Annotated in this window: 17 protein-coding genes; 4 read left to right on the forward strand and 13 right to left on the reverse strand. The window is 42.4% G+C overall.

Annotation, left to right across the window (positions count from 1 at the left end):
• Positions 1-32 precede the first annotated feature (32 nt).
• Positions 33-458, reverse strand: coding sequence for an NUDIX hydrolase (locus tag MKZ05_RS11855; RefSeq protein ID WP_339160207.1), 426 nt, complete (start codon positions 456-458; stop codon positions 33-35).
• 152 nt (positions 459-610) lie between these two features.
• On the opposite strand from MKZ05_RS11855, the gene MKZ05_RS11860 reads away from it, so the two are divergent.
• Entirely contained in the window at positions 611-742 is a 132-nt protein-coding gene (locus MKZ05_RS11860; protein ID WP_267875469.1) for a hypothetical protein, read from the forward strand.
• Positions 743-794: 52 nt separating this feature from the next.
• On the opposite strand, the gene MKZ05_RS11865 is transcribed toward MKZ05_RS11860, so the two are convergent.
• The 5 genes from MKZ05_RS11865 to MKZ05_RS11885 all read right to left on the reverse strand — a co-directional run bounded on the left by MKZ05_RS11865 (position 795) and on the right by MKZ05_RS11885 (position 4,144).
• Positions 795-986, reverse strand: coding sequence for a hypothetical protein (locus MKZ05_RS11865; protein WP_050943721.1), 192 nt, complete (start codon positions 984-986; stop codon positions 795-797).
• Between the two features lie 100 nt (positions 987-1,086).
• Positions 1,087-2,499 (reverse strand): polysaccharide deacetylase family protein, encoded by a 1,413-nt coding sequence (locus MKZ05_RS11870; RefSeq protein ID WP_339160210.1) that lies wholly within the window; start codon positions 2,497-2,499, stop codon positions 1,087-1,089.
• Between the two features lie 159 nt (positions 2,500-2,658).
• Entirely contained in the window at positions 2,659-3,198 is a 540-nt protein-coding gene (locus tag MKZ05_RS11875; protein ID WP_339162415.1) for a delta-aminolevulinic acid dehydratase, read from the reverse strand.
• A gap of 31 nt (positions 3,199-3,229) precedes the next feature.
• Complete coding sequence (locus MKZ05_RS11880) at positions 3,230-3,832, reverse strand: GNAT family N-acetyltransferase (RefSeq protein WP_339160211.1); 603 nt, start codon at positions 3,830-3,832, stop codon at positions 3,230-3,232.
• An 18-nt stretch (positions 3,833-3,850) separates the two neighbouring features.
• The gene (locus tag MKZ05_RS11885) at positions 3,851-4,144 is read right to left on the reverse strand and encodes a CotD family spore coat protein (protein ID WP_003216648.1); all 294 of its coding nucleotides are present in this window, start codon (positions 4,142-4,144) and stop codon (positions 3,851-3,853) included.
• A 178-nt stretch (positions 4,145-4,322) separates the two neighbouring features.
• Here MKZ05_RS11885 and MKZ05_RS11890 point away from each other — a divergent pair, with 178 nt between their 5' ends.
• A complete protein-coding gene (locus MKZ05_RS11890; protein WP_339160213.1) occupies positions 4,323-4,631 on the forward strand; it encodes a hypothetical protein in 309 nt (102 codons plus the stop codon).
• Positions 4,632-4,666: 35 nt separating this feature from the next.
• Entirely contained in the window at positions 4,667-4,879 is a 213-nt protein-coding gene (locus MKZ05_RS11895; RefSeq protein WP_003216677.1) for a hypothetical protein, read from the forward strand.
• Between the two features lie 35 nt (positions 4,880-4,914).
• Here MKZ05_RS11895 and MKZ05_RS11900 read toward each other — a convergent pair whose 3' ends face one another.
• The 4 genes from MKZ05_RS11900 to MKZ05_RS11915 form a co-directional block, all read right to left on the reverse strand.
• Entirely contained in the window at positions 4,915-6,255 is a 1,341-nt protein-coding gene (locus MKZ05_RS11900; RefSeq protein WP_113387167.1) for a sugar porter family MFS transporter, read from the reverse strand.
• 82 nt (positions 6,256-6,337) lie between these two features.
• The gene (gene araA, locus MKZ05_RS11905) at positions 6,338-7,759 is read right to left on the reverse strand and encodes an L-arabinose isomerase (RefSeq protein ID WP_339160218.1); all 1,422 of its coding nucleotides are present in this window, start codon (positions 7,757-7,759) and stop codon (positions 6,338-6,340) included.
• A gap of 17 nt (positions 7,760-7,776) precedes the next feature.
• The gene (locus MKZ05_RS11910; protein ID WP_003216476.1) at positions 7,777-8,481 is read right to left on the reverse strand and encodes an L-ribulose-5-phosphate 4-epimerase; all 705 of its coding nucleotides are present in this window, start codon (positions 8,479-8,481) and stop codon (positions 7,777-7,779) included.
• A complete protein-coding gene (locus MKZ05_RS11915; RefSeq protein ID WP_268459481.1) occupies positions 8,475-10,100 on the reverse strand; it encodes an FGGY-family carbohydrate kinase in 1,626 nt (541 codons plus the stop codon). Before MKZ05_RS11915 ends, MKZ05_RS11910 begins: the two co-directional genes overlap by 7 nt.
• Before the next feature lie 273 nt (positions 10,101-10,373).
• Between MKZ05_RS11915 and MKZ05_RS11920 the strand changes: the two genes are divergently transcribed.
• Positions 10,374-11,474: a GntR family transcriptional regulator gene (locus MKZ05_RS11920; protein WP_003216759.1), complete on the forward strand. Its 1,101-nt coding sequence runs from the start codon at positions 10,374-10,376 to the stop codon at positions 11,472-11,474.
• Between the two features lie 33 nt (positions 11,475-11,507).
• Here MKZ05_RS11920 and MKZ05_RS11925 read toward each other — a convergent pair whose 3' ends face one another.
• The 3 genes from MKZ05_RS11925 to hxlA form a co-directional block, all read right to left on the reverse strand.
• Positions 11,508-12,233, reverse strand: a complete 726-nt coding sequence (locus MKZ05_RS11925) for a DsbA family oxidoreductase (protein WP_137054950.1) — start codon at positions 12,231-12,233, stop codon at positions 11,508-11,510.
• Between the two features lie 141 nt (positions 12,234-12,374).
• Complete coding sequence (hxlB, locus tag MKZ05_RS11930; protein ID WP_137054949.1) at positions 12,375-12,932, reverse strand: 6-phospho-3-hexuloisomerase; 558 nt, start codon at positions 12,930-12,932, stop codon at positions 12,375-12,377.
• Positions 12,929-13,561 carry a 3-hexulose-6-phosphate synthase gene (hxlA, locus tag MKZ05_RS11935; protein WP_003216301.1) on the reverse strand — a complete coding sequence of 211 codons (633 nt, stop codon included), beginning with the start codon at positions 13,559-13,561 and terminating at the stop codon, positions 12,929-12,931. The genes hxlB and hxlA overlap by 4 nt, the downstream gene beginning before the upstream one ends.
• Positions 13,562-13,574 lie beyond the last annotated feature (13 nt).

Genomic DNA, 13,574 nt, shown 5'->3' on the forward strand with positions numbered 1-13,574 from the left:
CCATATCTCTCCTTCATACCTATATCAACTTGTTATCCAACTGTTCTATTTCCTTCAAATTGATAAAAAGCTTGTGATTCTTCGTTTAATTTTAGCCAGTTATATAGCTTGGGGTTTAGCTTTTGAACGATTTGCTTACTGACCCATTTTACTTCTTCGATATCATGATCCGGATCGAGAATACTCATTTGTCCTCCGGTGATTTCGGCAAAGAAGGTGATCATCAGCGCATGATGCTTTTTGTCTTGAAAGTATGCTTCTCGAACCGAATGAAGTTCATTTACTTTGCAAACATACCCTGTCTCTTCTTTCACCTCGCGGATCACGGCTTGATGCAGGTGTTCGCCTTTTTCTACAGCACCACCAGGAAGTCCCCAATATCCCTTTACATTTTTGACCATTAACATATTTTCTTCCTCATCATAAATAATAGCTGATGCTACGTCTACTCGTTTCAAATGAATCCCCCTCAATCATTCTCTGTTCACATCAATTGTCGAATAAATAGCACGAACTGTTCATTTCAATACATTCATTATACGGTATCCTTGATACAAGGTAATGGTTAAGGAAGCAAAACAGCATTCGTGAGCAGATTGGAGGCCACAGCATGTGGATCATCATCATTTTACTTATTGTCCTCATTGGGTTTACTGGGAATATCGTTTCCTTATTAAGACAAATGAAAAAGTCAAACGAGAAAATCATACAACTGTTAGAACATCAAAAACCGAAAAAATAAAAACTTCTCTCATTTAGAGGGAAGTTTTTTAGAGAAAGCAATTAGAGAATTCTTACCGTTTCTCATGAAGCAACATATATCTGATTTTATGAATATAATGCAGCGCAATATGAACGAGACATAAAATGAGCCCGATCATCGCAAGAATATAAATGGGCAGCATCAAACCAGGTACATAGTTGACGATAAAACCCAAACAAAACGCTGTCAGCATATATAGGCTGATCAACCTCATCAATACCATCCGAAGCCCTCCCTTTCCACACTCATTTTAACATCATTTCCCTTTATTTTCATAATTAGCTTTAAAAAAAGATGCGAATCCACTAAGATTCGCATGATCATTACGTATTCAATTCACCTTTCTTCGCCCGCGCTTCCTTCCACTGCTCAAGCTCTGACACTGTCAACAATTGATATCCTTGTTTGGTTAATTCCTTGATAATCGTGACAGCTGCATTTGCCGAGGTGTCATAGATGTCGTGCATTAAGACGGTTTCTCCGCTAGACGCATGTGTGAGAATGTAGTTAGCAACGTACTGGCTGTTGCGATATTTCCAGTCTTCAGGATCTACGTCCCAAAGCGTGACTTTCATATTGACAGCCGCGTTGATTTGCCCGTTTGTTCCTCCATATGGCGGTCTAAAGTGAGTCGGTGTAAAACCGCTCGCTTTTTCAATGATTTGCTGGGTCTCTTCTACCTGTTTGACGGCTTGTTTTAATGGCAGTCTTGTGAGTAAAGGATGGCTATAGGAATGATTTCCGATTTCATTCCCACCCTTTCTGATTTTACTTAGCATATCGGGATAATATTGAACCCTGCTGCCTAATACAAAAAATGTCGCATGTCCTTTGTTTTCTTTTAAAGCTGTTAAAATTTTTGAGGTCGTTGATGGATTTGGTCCATCATCGAACGTAAGGGCAATGGCTTTTTGATTTGGATTAAACGCTGACTGTTTTGGCAGTTTTACGATTTTTCTTTTTGGAATCGGTTCTTTTTTCTCATTTTTGTTCTTTTCTTTATTAATATATTCAGGCTTTAACATTCCTTTAAGCAGGGTTTTTTTAATCGCCAGCACTTGAGGGCCTTGTTCGCTTGGTGCGATTTGCCCTGCTGGAAAGTAGAATTCAATAAAACGATCCTTGATGGCAAAATACTGATAATGCTCTGCCGCAGGAGACGTTCCTTGCTTGAGTAAATGCTCATTTTCGGCAAGAGAACGATCTTTCTTTAACTCCTCAAATGTCATTTGAGACAGTTTTTGCAGATCTTCTTTCTTTGATAAAAATAAATCATCTATTGATAAAAAATGCTGTTTCTTGAAATCAAAATTGAATATCTTCGTTTGATGTGCGCCTTTTACTCCGCCTTTCAATTCATATGTATTGAATTTAATCGCAGCAGTTTGCTTGGCATAATGAATAATCTCGTAATCTATATTTAATTCGTATCGATTCTCTTCATCGACATCGCTCGCTTCGCTAAATGATGTTTTGAATTTGTCTAGCGCTGTTTCTGCATATCTTTTCATCTCTTGATCTAGCTTTTTTTGATGAAACACCGGATAGTTGACTGCATATCTCATGTATCTCCCGTCATTCACGAGGGTGACTATCTCAACTTCTTTATAGCTCGCATCTGGTTCTACCTTCTTCTTCTCCGTCCCACTTGCCTGCTGATTATGATAAAATGCAGCAATTCCGATGATGATTGCAAGTCCGCATAGGACGAGACTGATTTTCCATTTCATTGACACAATAATTCCCCTCTCGTGATGGCGTCATGCCTTGATGACGTGTGTTTGTAGGATAGACTTTGTGCGAACCCAATTTAGTTTTCAAAAAACAAACTTGTCACACTTTAGACACATTTTAAAAGAGGAATAGAAAAAGGGCTTGATTTCTCAGCCCTATCATTATTTTTGCATATATAGTTGAAATAATCTCGTTTCTTCATCAATCGAACTCGCTCGATCAAAAGCCGCTCTGACCGTCTTTGTATTGTTCAAGCGCTCATAAAGCATGGTCAATACAAAGATAAATGCCGCATCTCCATCAATGTAATCATCCGGCGCTATATAGGACAGGGCACCTGCTTCTAAGAAGGCATCTGCTATTTTTTTCTCACCTAGTGTGCAACCTGTAGAAATGACGTGAATCCCCTTTAATGAAGCATACTGCTTGATTTCATCCGCTCCAAAAGCAGCGCCTCTAGGCTCCTCATCTTCGTATACATCTTCCCCTAATTCAGGCATGATCAATGCTCCTTCTTCACCGTGAAACGATAAAAGAAGGTAATCTATTTCTCTTCTATTTCTACCAGATAACACATGAATCAGGTCATTCGGTCTTCCAATCCAATGCATATCGACTTTCGCGCCGAAGTTTTCAAGTGCTGCACGCAGTGCAAAAGATTCCAGCTCACTATTAGGTCCTGCTGCTAATGTGATGCACATGGCTTGTTGATCCACTTCTATCTCCTCCAGACTATGATAAAAATAAAACCATTTTTTCCTCATCTGCATATGTATGATCTGGCCATTTTAGTGCTTTTTCTTCAAGCGCGTATGACTCAAATCCAATAGAGCGATACAGGCGTTTGGCTGAGTGATTGGTCGTCACGACTGATAAATACATTTGCTCGATGTCGTGTCGTTCTCCGGCGAATGAAAGAACTTCTGTCATCAAGGTCTTGCCTACTCCTTTTCCGCGGGCGCCCGCTGTAACATACATCGCTGCCACATTCGCTCGGTGCTTTAATTTCTGTAAGTTTTCTTGGATGAGCGTGACCATGCCCACAAGCTTCCCTTGATCAAAGGCGCCAAAGGTCCACATCAATTGTACCGAAGCAAAACGAGCTGCGTATTTTTCTATTGTACCGATTTGCTCTTCTTCATAACTCATCGCAAAGCCCTCTGGGTGTAATCGTAGTGCTTCTAGTCTCAACGCGGCATATTCTTCAGCATCATCTGGAATTAACAATCGAATATTCAGAACATCGCCCCCAACAGAATGATTCATACTTCCAATTTTATCTTGAAAGGAGATTTTGATCAAAATTTTTCTTCTGAAAATAAAAAGGCATCCCATAAAAGGATGCCCCCTTCATTACCACTTGCAGCGTTTCACTGGACGGCAGCAAGGGTTTTTGATATCACTGCCGCAATCGTATTCTTTCACGATATACTCGTTATGAGTCGACTCAGTGACAGGATAGTAGTTTTCAATTCTTTTGATATTTTTATTGACGTTTGTGATATGCGTTGGATGAATTTTTCTGATGGTTTGTTCATTCGTTCTTGTGTTGACAATTTGACGTGTGGGGAAAACAACCGTTTCATCTTCTCCATGGTTTCCTCTGCGAGGTCCAAAGAAAAAATCATCTAATCGATTCCGGCTCATCTCAACACCCCTTCAATTTGTCTTTCACTTACACTCTATCGTATGTAAGAGACGTCATTTGTGATTAGATGCTTGTCTATTTTTTAAAAAATCCACTATTCATCTCGTTTTCTCTTTCTTTACAAAAGGTCATTTTTAACATATTATACAAATGATATATTGCGCAGAAAGGACATCTATGAAAACAAAACATAAACTCTTTTTATTCATGACATTTATTGTCATCATCATTGCTCTTCCAATGCTATCACCTATGATCTTCACAAATTCAACCGAAAAAGGCGCTATCCGGAAATCAATTTACCAAGAAGGATACCCTTACCAAAGCTATTTTGCTATTTTGAAAAAAACGAAGTACAAAGATCCCCAGCTTTATGATGTTTACTGGCAGGCTTGGAAAAGTGAAACAGGGATGACACCTTCTGTCTGCTATTCGAAAAAGGTCGAGAAAAATGAATATAAGGTTAGCTGCGGTACCGCCCCATAACCTTCCCACTCATCATCAAACACGAGGTGAACGATATGATCAATACGACACAACCAATCGAACGAAACAAGCTGGACATTGCACTTGAACTGACTCAATTGCATTTGAATCGATATGAAACGAATCATCCTGATCAGCTGAGTGAGGTTTATGCAAAATATTATGCGCTGCTTGAAGTGCTGGATTTATCTTCTTATGATCAATTGATTGATTTATTGCCAGATGAGCTAAAACAGACGCTTGAGTAGAAAACCCTCTATCCACATGGGATAGAGGGTTTTCTTTATACTCGTGCTGCCATATCGGTTTCGATTTGCTCTAAGCTTCTTCCTTTTGTTTCAACTAGTACAAAGCGGGTGAACAATAGTCCGATTAAGCAGATGACACCAAATGAGGAGAAAATAACCCCAAAGCTGAATTTATCTGCCAGGATAGGGAACACGAGTCCGACGGCTAACGATCCCGTCCAGTTAAAGGCAGATGAAATACCTGCGCCGATACCTCTGACAGAAAGCGGGAAGATTTCGCCGATGATGATCCACGTGATCGGTGCCCATGAGAAGGCGTAGCACAAGATAAAGCAGCAAAGTGAAATCAATGTCACCCAGTTTAAAATCCCTTCACTCACACCAAGTGCACCTAATGCGGCTGGTGCAAAGAAAGAAAGGGCCATGCCCGTTCCCCCTACGGTGAGAATCGTTCGGCGGTCGAACCGGTCGACAAATTGTAAAAAGATCACGGTGGTGACGACAAAAATGACACCGACAATGACTGTAAAACCTGCGGCAACCTGAGGTGCAAGGCCTACATTCCGAGCAATACTCGTTGCATAATACACTATGGAGTTCGCGCCTTGTATTTGCTGAAGGGTCGCCATCCCAACCCCTATGAAAAGAGCCATTCTAAATTTCTTTTGGAACAATTCACGAATACCAGAGCGTTCTTCTTTTGCGACTTCTAAAATTTCCTGCATCTCTGCTTCGATTTCTTCACGAGAAGAGCGTAGTGATCCTAATACCTCTCGTGCCTTATGAGGCATTCCGTGCTTAATTAAATATCTCGGAGATTCAGGAAGTTTCAGCATCCCAATATAAAGTACGATGGCAAATAAAGCGGCACTACCGAGCATCCAGCGCCAGCTGTCTGGAACAGGTTCAAACACAAATGCAACAATATAGCTCAGCAATAGTCCGCTCACGATCATGAGCTGATTGAGCCCAGACAATTTCCCGCGAATTTTAGCAGGAGCAATTTCAGACATGTATGCCGGCACCAAAGATGAAGCTGTTCCTACGGCTGTTCCTAAAAAGATACGTGCAATGGTTAATGAAATCTCTTCTGGTGCGATAGCTGATCCGATCGCTCCGACAAAAAAGATAACGGATGAGATCAAAATAAGCTTTCTACGGCCAAATTTATCCCCTAACAGACCGCTTAAAATGGAGCCGATAATCGCCCCGCCCATTAATGAAGAGACGACAATTCCAAGCCATAATGGGCTGAGCTGAAATTCTTGCTGAATATGTCCTTCTGCCCCTGCAATAATACCAATATCATATCCGAATAAGATGCCTGCAAAGGATCCGAAAAAGAAAATAAATTTGCTTGACACTTTTTTCTCCAAGTGGATGACCCCCCTCACTTAATTAACCGCTTTCATTTCATCCCGTGCTTCTACTGCACTCAGTAGAAGACCTTTCACCCTTCTATAAAACCACATATTCTGCACTCACAAGCTTTGCAAAATGAACAATTTGATCAACCGTTAAATTGAGCGATACAACTGTGTGATGACCCCCACCTTGCTTAATCCATGCTTTGACGCCGTCCTGAAAATTCGGCTTGATTTTCCAGAGCACACGTGCAACCGGTAAATGAGGTGCTGCTTCCTCCGGCTCAAAGGCTTCGACTTCTTGTATGAGCCATTTGAAATGAGTTCCAAAGTCAGCAATAGAAACAACAACACCTTCCCCTGCTTTTCCATCAAACACAAGACGAGCTGGATCCTCCCTGTTTCCAATTCCAAGCGGAGATACGACAATGACAGGTTTCGTATGGGCGAGCGCCGGATCTACTTCTAACATATGAGATTGCAGCACTGCTTCCTGTCCAGAGGTCATTTCATACGTGTAGTCCTCCATAAAACCAGTGGATTGATGATGACTCATCACTTTTAATAACCGGTCCAGCGCAGCCGTTTTCCAATCGCCTTCCCCGGCAAAGCCATATCCCTTTGCCATTAGCCGCTGTACCGCAAGTCCTGGCAGTTGCTTCATTCCATGTAAATCTTCAAAGTTCGTCGTAAAAGCATTGTAGCCGCCTTCATCTAAAAAGCGTTTGATAGCGATTTCATAGCGCGCTTGCACCTTAACACTTTTTTCCCAATCTTCAACTGAATACGTTCCATAATCCACATCATATTGCGTTAAATACTCTGCAAATAATGCATCTACCTCTGCTTCTTCTACTGCACTCACATATTCGACAAGATCGCCTATGCCAAAGTAATCAACGGTCCACCCTAACTGAATCTGGGCTTCGATTTTATCACCTTCTGTTACAGCCACGTGGCGCATGTTGTCACCAAACCTAGCCACTTTGATCTGAAAGCTTTCATGATAGGCAGCTGCCACGTCCATCCAATCAGCGATTTGCTGCTGCACATCCGGCTTAGACCAATGACCGGCAACAATTTGATTTTGTTTATTTAGACGTGCATTGATATAGCCATATTCTCTGTCTCCGTGTGCCGATTGATGAAGATTCATATAGTCCATGTCGATCGTGTCCCACGGAATCTTTTCATAATACTGTGTGACAAGATGCAAAAGAGGCTTCTGCAAAAGATTGGTCCCGCGTATCCACATTTTTGCCGGTGAAAATGTATGCATCCACGTCATCACGCCGACAACTTCATCACGATAATTGACCTCTTTCATCAGCTTTGTGATTTGATCCGCGCTGACAGCTAGCTCCTGCAAGATCACTGGATAAGGAAGTAAACCGCTCTCATTTAAGGCATCCGTCATTTTTTGTGCATCTGCTTTTACTTTCTGCAGTGCTTCATCTCCGTATAAATGCTGTGATCCGACAATAAACCAGCATTCTTTATGTTGACTTGTTAACATAGATATCCCTCTTTTCTTTATCTTGAAGGTTTTTGTCCGTAATACGCATGTTCGCCGTGTTTTCTTAAGTAATGTTTATCTAAAATTCGCTGCGGAAGAGGTTCTGCGTATTCATTTAATTGCTTTGCGAACAAATTCATTTTGGCAACTTCATCTAAAATCACACTGTTTGTGACCGCACTTTTTGCATCTTTCCCCCACGTAAATGGACCGTGACCTTGAAGCAATACACCCGGCACCGCCATCACATCTAGGTTTCTTTTCTCAAACGTTTCGATGATCAGCCGGCCCGTCTCTACCTCATAACCACGATTCACTTCATCTTCTGTCAGAAATCGAGCACACGGAACAGCGCCGTAAAATGTATCGGCATGTGTTGTGCCCATTGCCTGTAAATCGAGACCTGCCTGCGCCCAAACGGTTGCCCACATGGAATGGCTATGTGAAATACCGCCAATTTCCTCAAAGTGTTTGTAAAGGACAGCATGTGTTGCTGTATCTGATGAAGGGCTGTATTCCCCTTCCACTACTTCACCGTCAAAGTCGACCACAACCATGTCTTTAGCTGATAATTGGTCATACGCTATACCGCTAGGCTTAATAACGAATAGACCGCTGTCACGATCACACGCACTGACATTGCCCCATGTGAATTTCACAAGTCCATATTTCGGTAAATCTAAATTGGCTTCGTATACTTCTTCTTTTAAGCGTTCTAGCATACGGTTGTCACTCCTTTCTTTGGTATCAGATGTGCTACTGCCGCCTCTTCAATCGGAAGGCCGTCTTGATAGCGCTTTAAAAATTCGCCAAAGCCTTTGACATCAAGCGGATCGGGTTCTATCAGTTCTTCTGATGTATGGGCAAACACTTGATGCGTGAGAAATTCAGCCAATGTTTGCTTTTGATGATGGACCATATAGGAAGCAAGGACAGCCATTCCAAACGCACCGCCTTCTCCCGCAGTGGAAACGACTGATACAGGTGTATCAAGCGCTGCTGCCACCATTTTTTGACCAACGAGCGGTGTTTTAAATAACCCTCCATGTGCTAATAAACGATCAATCACAACCTGTTCTTGTTCTTTTAAGCGATCCATCCCTATTTTCATTGCGCCAAAAGCAGAAAAAAGATGGGTACGCATGAAGTTAGCCAGATTAAAGCGGCTTTCAGCTGATCTGACAAAAAGAGGTCTTCCTTCTGGCAGTCTTGTAATATTTTCACCAGAATAATAGCCATAGCTTAAGAGTCCGCCGCCATCTCGATCTGCTTCTAACGCCTGCTGCAATAAGGCTTCGTATACCTTTCCTGACGACACTTGCACGCCTAGTGCGTCAAATGCCTCTCTGAAGATATTCATCCAAGCATTTAAGTCACTTGTACAGTTGTTCGCATGAACCATTGCGACTGGCAGTCCGTCCGGCGTTGTGACCATATCCACTTCTGGATACACACCCTTTAGCTCCTGCTCTAGCACAATCATGGCAAAAACAGATGTCCCAACTGAAATGTTCCCTGTCCGTTTTTCTACACTGTTTGTTGCCACCATGCCCGTTCCGGCGTCACCTTCCGGGGGGCAAAATGGAATGCCTGGCCGCAAATGTTTGCCTTGATCTAAAATGGCTGCTCCTGCTGCCGTTAACACGCCAGCCTCCTCGCCTGCTAAATAAACACGCGGCAGAAGGTGACGGAGCTTCCACGGATAGCCTTTTTCTGCGATCAAGTCTTCAAATTGATGGAGCATTTCTTCATTGTAATCTTTCGTTTGTTCATCAATTGGGAACATGCCTGACGCATCCCCAATGCCAATGGCCTGCTTTCCTGTTAACAGCCAGTGAATGTATCCTGATAGAGTGGTTATATATTCTAAACGGGAAAGGTGTTTTTCCTCTTCTAATATGGCTTGATACAAATGGGCAATGCTCCATCTTTCTGGAATATGAAATTGGAAGACATCCGTCAGTTTTTGACTCGCCTCAATGGTTGTTGCATTCCGCCATGTGCGAAACGGAACGAGGACCTCTCCTGTATGATCACATGCCACATAGCCATGCATCATAGCTGATACCCCAATTGAGCCAATGGTTTGAATGGTCACGCCATACCTTTGCTCGACTTGCTCTTTCATCTCTCGGTACGCTACTTGAAGACCTGTAATGATATCAATTAAGTTGTACGTCCAAATTCCTTCCTGGAGAGAACTTTCCCACTCAAATGCACCTTGGGCAATTGGCTGAAACGCTTCATCTATTAAAATGGCTTTAATTCGTGTTGAACCAAATTCAATCCCTAAAGATGTCCGTCCTTCTTTTAAGGCTTTGGTCGTCTCTTCATGATTCATTCTGCGTTCACCTCCATGAATGATAACGGTTTCAATTTTCGTTTTCTAGATTCATTGATTCTCTGTGCACATTCACAATATAATATTTGTACGTACATATGTCAATAATAAATATAGTTGTACATACACAATATGACAAAAACCTACACTTTTCTAAAGCTGGTACGACAGAAAGGGGAAGCGCCTGTTTTTGATTCGACAACCATGTTAAAATATGTCCATACAATTTCTTCTCAATCCGAGTAGATGATCAACTGAGAAAGAAGTGAAACGATGAAAAAGAAGTACCAGATCATTATCGATGATATAAAAAGCAAAATACTCACAGGGGATTACCGGATCGGGGAACGTATTCCAACTGAATCAAGCCTGCAGGAGATGTATCAAGTGAGCAGGCATACGGTTCGAAAGGCCATCTTAGAATTGTCGAGTGAAGGGTTTTTGCGAAGTGAAAAGGGTTCAGGCACATTTGTGACCAATCAATATCAAACAAAGCCTGCTGGACATACGCATATGAGAACGATTGGGGTTATCACGACATACATATCCGATTACATTTTCCCTTCCATCATTCGAGGCATTGAAAGCCGATTAAACGAAGAGAACTATTCTTTGTTACTGGCGAGTACGAATAATGATGTAGAACAGGAGAAAAAAGCGCTCGAAATGATGCTGTCCTTTGGTGTGGACGGACTCATTGTCGAGCCGACGAAAAGCAATTTATACAACCCGAACATCTCGTACTACCTATCTTTTAAAGAACAGGATGTACCGCTCATTATGATCAATGCCTATTATGAGCAGTTAGAGGTTCCTTTTCTCTGTTTGGATGATGTGAAGTCCAGCTATTTAGCCACAAAAGAGCTGATCACCTCGGGACATCAGCAAATCGGCCTGATCTCAAAAACAGATGATTTACAGGGAAAGTACCGAATGAAGGGCTATATCCAAGCGCTCGGTGAAGCCAAGCTTAATTTCCTGCCTGAGCACGTACTCTTTTTCGATACAGAATCGAAGCAGCATTTGGGGGATGATATTAAAACTTTCTTATTAAAGCATCAGCATGAGCTGACTGCCCTTGTTTGCTATAACGATGAGGTTGGATTAGAAGTTGCCAATGTATGCAGTGACATCGGTCTGTCCATTCCAGAGGATCTTTCCATTATTGGACAGGATAATTCGTATATTGCCCAGAAAAATGCCCATGTGAAGCTGACAACACTGACGCACCCTCAGGAGCAAATGGGCCGGGATGCAGCAGACTGGATGATTAAAAAGGTGCAAGGGAAGAAGAATCTCCCTCATCAAACCTTTTACGAACCTGAATTGGTTCCAGGTGAAACGATCAAACAAATGAATGCAAGAAAAAAATGAGCCCTTTTTGGAGAAGGCTCATTTTTTATATGGTTAGATCTCTTCTTTAGGGGCAGGCACTGCGCATACGCCATCTGCACATGCTGCTTCAAATGAATTGGCAGCCTCTTTCTCAGCTTGAGCTGCTTCTTCTGTCCAAGCCGTTTCAAGTGCACGCAGGAAGGTATCGGCTGGCTGTGCACCTGCCACTGAATATTTGCCATTGATCAAGAAAAACGGAACAGCATTGATACCAAGCTGTCTCGCTTCTTGTTCGTCTTTTCGGACATGATCTGCAAACTCTTCGCCGCCTAGAACTTGCTGTACTTCCTGCAAATCAAGACCTGCTTTTTCTGCAATATCTAAAAGGGTTTGACGATCACCAACATGCTTTCCATCTGTGAAATATGCTTGAAACAGCTCTCCCATGACGAAATCGCCTTTTCCCATTTGACCAGCATATTGCGCCAGCTGGTGGGCATCAAAGGTGTTTGTCAACACGAGTGGATCAAATTGAAAATCGATTCCTTTCTCTTTGCCGGCCTGCTTCACCTGCTCATTCATCGCCATGGCCTGGCTGCGGCTCATCCCATATTTTTTAACGAGCATATCATGGACATCATAATCGACCTGAGCAGGTGCATGTGGATCAAGCTCAAAGCTTTTAAACTCGATTTCTACCTGTTCCTTTTGAGGGAATTGTTCAAGCGCTGTTTCTAGTTGTTTTTTTCCTATATAACAAAAAGGACAGGCGATATCTGACCAGATTTGTACTTTCATGTTCATCTTCCTTTCGTGTTTACGCTTTTTCTTCAACGATGTAACAATTATAGTTACATCAAATCGGTTATGTCAAGATTCTGATCTTGATTGAAATGAAAAAAACCTCTCCTTTTAAGAAAGGAAAGGCTTTGAAAATGACTATTCTAAATTGGCATGGTGACCGTACATTTTATGAGTGTCGAGTTCTTTTATTTCCATTAAACGTAAAATGACCGCATCGTATGTCAGAAGTAGCGCTTGCTCAAATAGCGAGCCCATTGGCTGAATGGTATGATGGCTTCCTTCCTGTTGATCCTTTGGTGCACCTGACAGTAAGATGACTTTATCCGATAGATCAGCTAGAGGTGACTCAGCAGAAAGCGTGAAAGCTGCCACTTTTCCGCCAATTGCTTTCGCCTTTTTTGCAAGGACAAGCAAAGTCTCTGTTCGGCCAGATCCGCTCCCCACAATCAAGAGATCTTCTTCAGTAAAGGAAGGTGTATTGGTCTCACCGACCACATAAGCCTTGACTCCAATATGCGAGAGTCTCATGGCAAATGATTTTCCCATCAAACCAGACCTGCCAGCACCTGCCACAAAGACCTTTCTTGCAGTTAAAAGGCTTGAGACAAGCCGCTCTGCTTGTTCGTCTTGAATAGCGGGCGAGTGCTCAGAAAGCTCATTCAAAATGGCTTTCACATAGTCACTGGTCTTCATGATTGTGCGATCAGCTGCTTCATTTGTGCGGCCACTTCTGCTTTATTGTCCTGGCTTGCGATACCGCCACCGACAATGATCAAATCAGGGTTTAATTTCACGACTTCAGGTAACGTATCAAGCTTAATTCCGCCTGCAATGGCTGTTTTCGCTTGTTTGACGACTTGTTTAATGGTCATAAGGTCAGCAAATGAGTTTTGTCCAACCGCTTGCAGGTCATAGCCTGTGTGCACACAAATATAATCGACTCCTAGCTCATCCAGCTCTTTTGCACGGCCAGCGATATCTTTGATACCAATCATATCCACTAAAATCTGTTTCCCTCTTGCTTTCGCTTCTTTCACCGCTCCTTGAATGGACATATCTTCTGCCGCTGCAAGAATGGTCACGATATCTGCTCCAGCTTCGGATGCCTGCTGCACTTCATAGCCGGCCGCATCCATAATTTTCAGATCAGCGAGTACACGTAAGTTTGGAAATGCCTGTTTGACTTCTTTGACAGCACGCAAGCCTTCGTTGATCACAACAGGTGTTCCAATTTCGACTACATCAATCGATCCTTCTACTTCTTTGATCAGCTCAATCGCTTCTGGTATATTCACTAAATCTAACGCTAATTGTAATTTCATGAACGTTCACTCC

The sequence above is a fragment of the Bacillus sp. FSL M8-0277 genome (genome assembly GCF_037975305.1).
Classification (GTDB): domain Bacteria; phylum Bacillota; class Bacilli; order Bacillales; family Bacillaceae; genus Bacillus; species Bacillus pumilus.

Bases quoted from the DNA above. Each gene is read 5' to 3' on its own strand.
- MKZ05_RS11860 (WP_267875469.1), top strand. From the start codon at position 611: ATGTGGATCATCATCATTTTACTTATTGTCCTCATTGGGTTTACTGGG.
- MKZ05_RS11865 (WP_050943721.1), bottom strand. From the start codon at position 986: ATGGTATTGATGAGGTTGATCAGCCTATATATGCTGACAGCGTTTTGT.
- MKZ05_RS11875 (WP_339162415.1), bottom strand. From the start codon at position 3,198: ATGTGCATCACATTAGCAGCAGGACCTAATAGTGAGCTGGAATCTTTT.
- MKZ05_RS11880 (WP_339160211.1), bottom strand. From the start codon at position 3,832: ATGGGATGCCTTTTTATTTTCAGAAGAAAAATTTTGATCAAAATCTCC.
- MKZ05_RS11885 (WP_003216648.1), bottom strand. From the start codon at position 4,144: ATGAGCCGGAATCGATTAGATGATTTTTTCTTTGGACCTCGCAGAGGA.
- MKZ05_RS11890 (WP_339160213.1), top strand. From the start codon at position 4,323: ATGAAAACAAAACATAAACTCTTTTTATTCATGACATTTATTGTCATC.
- MKZ05_RS11895 (WP_003216677.1), top strand. From the start codon at position 4,667: ATGATCAATACGACACAACCAATCGAACGAAACAAGCTGGACATTGCA.
- araA (WP_339160218.1), bottom strand. From the start codon at position 7,759: ATGTTAACAAGTCAACATAAAGAATGCTGGTTTATTGTCGGATCACAG.
- MKZ05_RS11910 (WP_003216476.1), bottom strand. From the start codon at position 8,481: ATGCTAGAACGCTTAAAAGAAGAAGTATACGAAGCCAATTTAGATTTA.
- MKZ05_RS11915 (WP_268459481.1), bottom strand. From the start codon at position 10,100: ATGAATCATGAAGAGACGACCAAAGCCTTAAAAGAAGGACGGACATCT.
- MKZ05_RS11920 (WP_003216759.1), top strand. From the start codon at position 10,374: ATGAAAAAGAAGTACCAGATCATTATCGATGATATAAAAAGCAAAATA.
- MKZ05_RS11925 (WP_137054950.1), bottom strand. From the start codon at position 12,233: ATGAAAGTACAAATCTGGTCAGATATCGCCTGTCCTTTTTGTTATATA.
- hxlB (WP_137054949.1), bottom strand. From the start codon at position 12,932: ATGAAGACCAGTGACTATGTGAAAGCCATTTTGAATGAGCTTTCTGAG.
- hxlA (WP_003216301.1), bottom strand. From the start codon at position 13,561: ATGAAATTACAATTAGCGTTAGATTTAGTGAATATACCAGAAGCGATT.